Origin of the sequence: Nocardia amamiensis NBRC 102102, assembly GCF_001612745.1 — a bacterium.
Lineage (GTDB): Bacteria > Actinomycetota > Actinomycetes > Mycobacteriales > Mycobacteriaceae > Nocardia > Nocardia amamiensis.
The window spans coordinates 22,875-31,073 of sequence record NZ_BDBA01000164.1 but is presented as its reverse complement, the minus strand read 5'-3'; the positions used below and the strand labels follow the sequence as shown (position 1 = coordinate 31,073).

Genomic DNA, 8,199 nt, shown 5'->3' with positions numbered 1-8,199 from the left:
GGCTGCCGAGCGCACGCGGCGACGATCCCGGCGCGGCACTGCGAGCAGCTGTCGCAGCCCACGGACGCGGGCACCAGCACGCGGTCCCCGACCGAGAAACCGCGGATCTGCGGCCCGACTTCGACGATCTCGCCGACCGCCTCGTGCCCGACGCAGTAACCGGTGGTGGACACGAAACCGTGTCCCCCGTAGATGTGCAGGTCGCTGCCACAGATCCCGGTGGCGGTGACCCGGATGATCGCGCCGTCGGGTCCCGGCAGCGCGGGGTCGGGACGATCGGAGTAGGAAATCTGTTCAGGGCCTTCGTAGGTCAGTGCTTTCATCGCCGGCCTCCGTCTGAGCCACGACTGCCCCCGGTGACGAGGGCGACCTTGTCGGTGAGTGGCACGTGAACTCCTGCCGTGTCGGTAAATGTTCCGATCAGTACATTAAATCGGCCGCGCGATACGATCAAGAGGCTGTGCGGCCGACCGCCGACGGCCACAAGACCCGCCGGGTGACGAACCTGTGCACCACGGCGTGGCGGAATGGATGGGCAGAGGGCCGGATGACCCGACGCGCGGTGGCACCACTACCCGCGGGTAACATGACCCTGTTTTCCCACTTGGCTTTCTCGGAAGTGAGGCAGTAGATGACAGAGCGGATTCAGGTCGGCGGGCTCCAGGTGGCCAGCGTTCTCCACGAGTTCGTCGAGAACGAGGCGCTTCCCGGTACCGGCGTCGATTCCGCCGCGTTCTGGGCGGGCGCCGAACAGGTCATCAACGATCTCGCTCCGCGCAACCGAGCCCTGCTGGCCGAACGCGACGAGATCCAGGGCAAGGTCGACGCCTGGCACGCCGAGCATCCCGGCGCGAACTACGACAAGGCCGCCTACAAGAACTTCCTGACCGAGATCGGGTACCTGCGCCCGGAGCCGGCCGATTTCCAGATCACCACGCAGAATGTCGACGACGAGATCGCCGTGACCGCGGGCCCGCAGCTGGTGGTGCCGGTGATGAACGCCCGCTTCGCGATCAACGCGGCGAACGCGCGCTGGGGCTCGCTCTACGACGCGCTCTACGGCACCGACGCCATCTCCGAGGCCAATGGCGCCGAGAAGGGCACCGGCTACAACAAGGTGCGCGGCGACAAGGTGATCGAGTGGGCGCGCAACTTCCTCGACGACGCAGTCACCCTGATCACCGGTTCGCACATCGGTTCGACGTCCTACAAGATCGTCGACGGTGAGCTGGAGGTCGGCTTGGAGGACGGCACCAGCATCGGTCTGGCCGACGCGTCCCAGCTGGTCGGCTACCTGGGTGACCCCGAGTCGCCGAGCTCGGTGCTGCTGAAGCACAACGGCCTGCACATCGAGATCCAGATCGACCCGCAATCGCCGATCGGCAGCACCGACACCGCGGGCGTCAAGGACGTCGTGCTGGAGTCCGCGGTGACCACCATCATGGACTTCGAGGACTCGGTCGCCGCCGTGGACGCCGAGGACAAGGTGGTGTGCTACCACAACTGGCTCGGCCTGATGAAGGGTGACCTCGCCGAGAAGGTCACCAAGGGTGAGAAGACCTTCACCCGCACCATGAACCCCGACCGCGTCTACACCGCGCTGGACGGCGGTGAGCTGGTGCTGCACGGTCGTTCGTTGCTGTTCGTGCGCAACGTCGGTCACCTGATGACCTCGGACGCGATCCTCGACGCCGAGGGCAACGAGGTGCCCGAGGGCATCATGGACGGGCTGATCACCTCGCTGATCGCCAAGCACAGCCTGGCCGGCGACGTGCAGCTGAAGAACAGCCGCACCGGCTCGGTCTACATCGTGAAGCCGAAGATGCACGGCCCCGACGAGGTCGCGTTCACCAATGAGCTGTTCGGCCGGATCGAGGACGTCCTCGGCCTGGAGCGCAACACCCTCAAGGTCGGCATCATGGACGAGGAGCGCCGCACCACGGTGAACCTGAAGGCGTGCATCCAGGCTGCCGTCGAGCGCGTCGTGTTCATCAACACCGGCTTCCTCGACCGCACCGGCGACGAGATCCACACCTCGATGGAGGCCGGGCCGATGGTCCGCAAGGCCGACATGAAGGCCCAGCAGTGGATCCTGTCCTATGAGGACTGGAACGTCGATACCGGGCTGACCGCGGGCCTGCCCGGCAAGGCGCAGATCGGCAAGGGCATGTGGGCCATGCCGGATCTGATGGCCGACATGCTCACGCAGAAGATCGGTCACCCGCGCGCGGGCGCCAACACCGCCTGGGTGCCCTCGCCGACCGCCGCCACCCTGCACGCGACCCACTACCACCTGGTCGACGTGTTCAAGCGGCAGCAGGAGATCGCCAAGGGCGGCCGCCGCGCCACCGTCGAGGAGATCCTGCAGATCCCGCTGGCCGCTGCGCCGAACTGGACCGACGAGGAGAAGCGCCAGGAGCTGGACAACAACTCGCAGTCCATCCTCGGCTACGTGGTGCGCTGGATCGACCAGGGTGTCGGCTGCTCCAAGGTGCCCGACATCAAGGACGTCGCGCTCATGGAAGACCGTGCGACCCTGCGCATCTCCAGCCAGCTGATGGCAAACTGGCTGCGCCACGGCGTCGTCACCGCCGACGAGGTGGTGGCCAGCCTGGAGCGGATGGCCCCGGTCGTGGACCGGCAGAACGCCGGTGACCCGAACTACCGGCCGATGGCCCCGGATTTCGCGGGCAGCATCGCCTTCCAGGCGGCGAAGGAACTGATCCTGGAGGGCACCAAGCAGCCCAACGGGTACACCGAGCCGATCCTGCACCGCCGTCGTCGCGAGGCGAAGGCGCTGGCCTGCGTGTAATACCCTGGGTGCCGCACGAGATCGTTCGAATTGTGAGGAAGATTCATGGGAAGCGTTGTGCTCGACATCGTGGCATTGGTCGTCAACCGAGCGGCGATGTTCTGGAATTGGATGGCCACCGGATCGGCGGGCTTCCCGCCGCTGTGAGCGTGTGACGCACGAGTGACCTCGAGCATTGAATCCCCTGGTCAGGAGCCCTGGCCGGGGGATTTTCCTTTCTCGGCCGGATCCGAAACGTTCCGGAATGTTTGTTTACACTGTCCGATCGTGCGCAGACCTGCCTGGTGCCACTTCCGTGATCACCGACGGACCGGGCGATTTCGGCGTCGGTACCCACCCGTGAAATCGTTGCCGCTCGTATCTTGAACACGTGAACTCTGCAGGTCCCGTGCGCAAGCGCACTCCCCGTTGGTTCGTGCTGTGGATGGGGCTGCTGACCGCGTGTGTCGCGGTCTGCTGCGCAGCGCTGTTCTGGCAGCTGGCTGCCCAGGGAACGTTCCCGACACTGGTCGTGCTGTGGGTGGTGCTCGGTGTACTCGGCGGGATCGCCGCCCTGTTCGGACTGCTCGGATTGCTCCGCTACCGAGCCTACTTCTACAGCCTCGTGTCACCGGTCCTCATCGCGGTCCTGGCCGGTTCGACGTGGTACGGCATCCCGCAGGGCACCGGCTGGAAACTTTCCCGCGCCATCCTCGAGGACCAAGCCGCCGACTGCGTCAACCCAGGTCAACGCACTCGCCTCGGCCTCTACACGATCACCTTCATCACACCCCGCGACGGCGGTTGCCTGTTCTACACCCAAGCGGGCGAAACGAATTCGGAAGGATTCGCCTACTTCCGCGACCCGGCGACCCCGCCCCACCTCGGCCCGCCCGCCATCGACGGCATCGAGTACGCCGCGTTCGACCGGCAGTGGTACAGGTTCGTGGACGATCACTGATCCTGGTCGCCGAAGCCCTCGTCGAGAACGGCGCGTGGGCGCCACATCCTGTCGGTACGGGAATCTGCCGATGCCGGAACAATTCGCCACGCCGTCGCCAACGACGCTCGGTCATTGCACTTCTGGCCGCACGCCGACCGCACCGATGTGGGCCATCACGTGATGCAGGCTAGGCGATGATGTCGGTCAGCTGTGGAATCGCTTCGATCGGATGCTGGGCCCGGATCGGTGAACCAACCGCTTCGAAGCGCCATTCGCTTTGTGCGCGTGCGAGTTTGCCCATGACCAGTCCGGTGTGCGAGCCTCCGCCGCTGAGGTCATATCGGGCGATTTCGTGTCCTGCTTTGTCGACCAAGCGGCAAAACGCGTTGTCGATCTGATCGAAGGTCTGTCCGGAATAGGAGGTGACGAGGAAGATCAGCGTGGTGACCTGTGGTGGTATCCGGGTGAGGTCGACGGTGATCACCTCGTTGTCTCCCTTGCCTTCGCCGGTCATGCTGTCGCCGTGATGGCGCACCGCGCCGTCGTTCGAGCTGAGCTGCTCGTGGTAGACGACATCGACGAGGCGATCGGCGGCGAACAACAGTGCCGCCGCGTTCAGATCGATCTCCGCGGGCCGGGCAGCGAACCAGCGGCGGCGGGGCCGAACCGGATCCCACCCGAGTGCCATGCGGACGTAGTCGAGCGCGACCCCACTCTCGTCGTGCAGCGTAATCGACACGAACACCCCTTTCTGTCACGGCGACTGCGACGCATGGACCGCATCGCAGAATGCGCAAGAGTTCCGACTCGAGTCGTGTTATTTCGAGTCGATGACTGCTTTCAGCTTGTCGTGTTGTTCTTCGCTGGCGAGCGCGGTGAGCGTGGTCTCGATGTGCGGTGGCAGTTGTTCGATACTGAGTTCGACGCCGGATCGTTCCGAATGGTCGATGAATGCCAGTAACGCCTTCGCGCCGGACACGTCGATGTAGCTCACGTGCTTCAGGCTCAGTGCGAGTGTCGATTCGACCTTGCGCAGTGAGGTGAAGACATGATCGACAGACAAGAAGGACAGCGGGCCGTGGATATGGTGGGTCTCGGCGTCGTCTCGGACGATCGATGCTGTGCGCTGCCGGGCCCGAACAGCGTGGATCATCACCGCGAGGACCACACCGACGGCGACCGCGACCGTCAGGTCGACGAGCACCGTGATGATCATCGTCGACAACATCACGGCGACATCGCCTTTCGGCGAGACGTGCGCCTTCTTGATGCTCTCCCAATCGAACATGCCGACCGCGGTCACGATCAGGATGCCCGACAGCACCGCGAGCGGAATGTACTGCACGATGCCACCGAGACCCGCGACGAGGATCAGCAGGATGACACTGTGTGTGGCGGCCGACAGGGCGGTGCGGCCGCCGTTTCGGACGTTCACCACGGACCTGACGGTGGCGCCCGCGCTGGCCATGCCACCGAACAGCCCGCTGGCGATGTTGCCGAGTCCTTGACCGACCAGTTCCTTGTTGCTCTGGTGCCGCGTACCGGTGATGTTGTCCATCACGACGGAGGTCAACAGGGAATCGATGGATCCGAGCAACGCGATGCTGAGCGCGGGCAGCAGCAGGGTCAGCATCAGCGACCCGCCGAGCTCCGGGGTGTTGAGACTCGGGATAGCCTCCGGAATCGCACCGATGTAGTCGACCGCCTTGTTGATCGAGAACGGTCCGATCTCGAGGTCCCGCAGGGAGGATTCGACGAGCGGCAAGGCGGCGGTGATGATCACCAGCACGATCAGACTTGCCGGGATCGACGTGATCAGCCGCGCCGACGCGAGCATGAGCGCGATGGTCACCGCCACTACGAGAAGACTCTTCTGCACCTGATCCAGTTCACCGAGAATGATGATCAGTGCGATTCCGCCCATGAAACCGGAGATCACCGGGTGCGGGATGTAACGGATAAGAGATCCGAGCCTGCACAGCCCGAACAGAATCTGGAACGCGCCCGCCATGATAAAAGCGACGAACGCGGCCTCGAGCCCGTGCGCCGCGATGACACCCGTCGCGACGACGGTGATCGGGCCGGTCGGACCGGTCACCTGACCCGGTGTGCCACCGAACACCGCGGCGAAGAATCCGGCGAAGATAGCACCGTACAGCCCGACGAGCGCGCCCTCGGAGGTTCCGGTCGCGGTGATGCCGAACGCGATCGCCAGCGGTAACGCAACGATCGCCACAGTCAATCCGGACAAGGACTCTCTAGCGACACGTTGCAACACCGACCAAGCACCTCGTCTCACGGGCAGACCCCTGAACCCAACCCGCTTCGGGCAGGGCTGCCGACCAGACTTCCCGGCGCTCCTACCCGTAAAGATGCCGTAAAGATTCCGCTGAGACAAGCTCAACCAAGATCGGGCTTCGCCGCTGGGGCGCGGCCGTATCCTTCGTTGACCCGCACTGTGCGATCGCATATGGGGAGCATCGGGAGCGATCTCCCCTGCTTCTGGCGGACCGTCGAAGTCGCCGGATCATCGCCTCTGTTGTGGCAGAAATGATTCCAACCCCGGTCGGCAGGCGTCGTGTGGACGTCTCCTCGAGTGTCGGTTCGGACTCATAATGGGTGTGAGCGCACCTGCTAGTGCGGGAGGATTCGGATGCGCGCTCGGGAGTTGGCCAGCCCCTGTGTGGGGGTTGAGGTCGATGCGTCGGCGGTCGAGGCGGCTCGCCTGCTGATTTCGGAGGGCCATTCCGGGTTGGTCGTCTGGGATCGGTCGGGGCAACCGTGCGCGATTCTCACCGCCGATCAGCTGCTCAGGATCGCGGTTCCCGCCTATGTGCGGGAGGATCGTGGGCTCGCCGGAGTGATCGATGAACCGCATGCGGACCTGGTGGCGGTGAGCTGGCGCAGCGGCGGCTCGCCGACTGTCTTTCTGTGTGCGTTCCGCTGCTTCCGATGGTTGCTCCGGATACGACGGTTGTGGAGGTGGCCGAGGTGATGACACGGCTGCACGCCCCCGTAGTCGGGGTGATCGAGGAACACCCGGGCAGGCGCGAACTGCACGGCGTGATTACCGCACGGCAGTTGCTGCAGCGGTTGATCGCGGCGACGGAATCGGCGTAACGCGCGGCGACTGGGCCGTCTGGGTCACTCTCCGGTCTCGCGGTCGTCACCGTCGGTGCCGGGGCGGTTGTCGTCTCGGGTATCGCAATTGCCACGGTCGCGTTGCTCGGCTTCGTAGAGACGCCGGTAGATCCCGTTGCGCCGTTTGATCAGCAGGGTGGACAGCGTGGCGGCGATGAACGAGCCGGTGAGTACGGCAGCTGCGATGTGTTCACTGGCGGCGGGGTCAGGGAAGGCGTAGCCGCCGATGAGCAGAGCGACGGTGAACCCGATTCCGGAGAGCGCGGCGAGGGCGAAGACATCGGCCCACTCCAGATCGGGGTTGAGCTGAGCGCGGGTGAACCGGGCCGCCGCATATGTTCCAGCGAAGATCCCGATGGTCTTGCCGACCACGAGCCCCAGCACGACGCCGAGGGACTCGGGCCGGGTGAACACCTCGGTCACAACCGCGACCGACACGCCCACACCTGCGGAGAACAGCGCGAACAGAGGTGCGGCGACACCGGCGGAGATCGGGCGCAGTAGGTACCCGGCGCGTTCGCCGGGTGCGTGCTCCTCACCCGGGTCGCTGGTCACACGCAGCAGCATGCCCATGCACACACCAGCCACGGTGGCGTGCACGCCACCGTGATAAGTCAGCACCCAAATGGTGACCCCGAGCGGCACATACCACCACCAGCCGCGCAGCCGAAAGTGCTGGAGCACCGAGAACAAGACCAATCCGGCCGACGCCCCGCCGAGGGCGGCAAGGTTCAGGTCGGCGGTGAAGAGGATCGCGATGATCGTGATCGCACCCAGATCGTCGACGACGGCCAAGGTGAGCAGGAAGGCCCGCAGCGCCGACGGCAGGTGCGTGTTGAGAACCGCCAGCACCGCCAGCGCGAAGGCGATATCCGTCGCCATCGGGACCGCCCAACCGTCGACACTGCCTCCGCCGACCCAGACAGTGGCGATGTACGCCATCGCAGGCAGCGCCATGCCGCTGACCGCGGCGATCACCGGCAAGGCGGCGGTGGCTCTGGTACGCAACTCGCCGACCACCAGTTCACGTTTCAGTTCGATCCCTGCAACCAGGAAGAACACCGTCAACAACCCGTCGGCTGTCCACTGCTGCACGGACAAGTCCAAGCCGAGCATCGGGATAGCCAGGTGGAGTTCGCGAACCCGCTCGTACCACGCGTTCCAGGGAGAATTCGCCCACGCCAGCGCCACCACGGCCGCGGCCAACAGCATCAGGCCGCCGACGGTCTCGGTCCGCAGCGCCCGGGCGACTGCCGTGCGCTCCGGCCGCGGCAGCAGCCCGAACAGAATCGTTCGCTCGTGCTGGGCAGCGGCCATGGAGACC

8 protein-coding genes are annotated in these 8,199 nt (G+C 65.2%); 4 read left to right on the top strand and 4 right to left on the bottom strand.

The genetic code is table 11. The features are described from left to right. Positions 1 to 323: alcohol dehydrogenase catalytic domain-containing protein (locus tag NA4_RS26965; protein WP_157129328.1), on the bottom strand; the 323-nt coding region annotated here is incomplete at its 3' end. A gap of 308 nt (positions 324 to 631) precedes the next feature. Between NA4_RS26965 and NA4_RS26960 the strand changes: the two genes are divergently transcribed. Together NA4_RS26960 and NA4_RS26955 are read left to right on the top strand one after the other, a co-directional pair. After that, positions 632 to 2,812, top strand: coding sequence for a malate synthase G (locus tag NA4_RS26960; RefSeq protein ID WP_067475906.1), 2,181 nt, complete (start codon positions 632 to 634; stop codon positions 2,810 to 2,812). Between the two features lie 370 nt (positions 2,813 to 3,182). Then, on the top strand, positions 3,183 to 3,752 hold the full coding sequence (locus NA4_RS26955; protein ID WP_157129327.1) for a hypothetical protein: 570 nt from the start codon (positions 3,183 to 3,185) through the stop codon (positions 3,750 to 3,752). 169 nt (positions 3,753 to 3,921) lie between these two features. On the opposite strand, the gene NA4_RS26950 is transcribed toward NA4_RS26955, so the two are convergent. Both NA4_RS26950 and NA4_RS26945 read right to left on the bottom strand, forming a co-directional pair. After that, positions 3,922 to 4,473, bottom strand: coding sequence for a TerD family protein (locus tag NA4_RS26950; protein ID WP_157129326.1), 552 nt, complete (start codon positions 4,471 to 4,473; stop codon positions 3,922 to 3,924). 78 nt (positions 4,474 to 4,551) lie between these two features. Beyond that, on the bottom strand, positions 4,552 to 6,012 hold the full coding sequence (locus NA4_RS26945) for a SulP family inorganic anion transporter (RefSeq protein ID WP_067475898.1): 1,461 nt from the start codon (positions 6,010 to 6,012) through the stop codon (positions 4,552 to 4,554). Positions 6,013 to 6,387: 375 nt separating this feature from the next. On the opposite strand from NA4_RS26945, the gene NA4_RS43790 reads away from it, so the two are divergent. Beyond that, positions 6,388 to 6,729: a CBS domain-containing protein gene (locus NA4_RS43790; protein ID WP_157129325.1), complete on the top strand. Its 342-nt coding sequence runs from the start codon at positions 6,388 to 6,390 to the stop codon at positions 6,727 to 6,729. Next, the gene (locus NA4_RS39495) at positions 6,687 to 6,854 is read left to right on the top strand and encodes a CBS domain-containing protein (protein WP_084497473.1); all 168 of its coding nucleotides are present in this window, start codon (positions 6,687 to 6,689) and stop codon (positions 6,852 to 6,854) included. Before NA4_RS43790 ends, NA4_RS39495 begins: the two co-directional genes overlap by 43 nt. Before the next feature lie 24 nt (positions 6,855 to 6,878). On the opposite strand, the gene nhaA is transcribed toward NA4_RS39495, so the two are convergent. Beyond that, a complete protein-coding gene (nhaA, locus tag NA4_RS26935) occupies positions 6,879 to 8,192 on the bottom strand; it encodes a Na+/H+ antiporter NhaA (RefSeq protein ID WP_084497472.1) in 1,314 nt (437 codons plus the stop codon). Between the last annotated feature and the right edge of the window lie 7 nt (positions 8,193 to 8,199).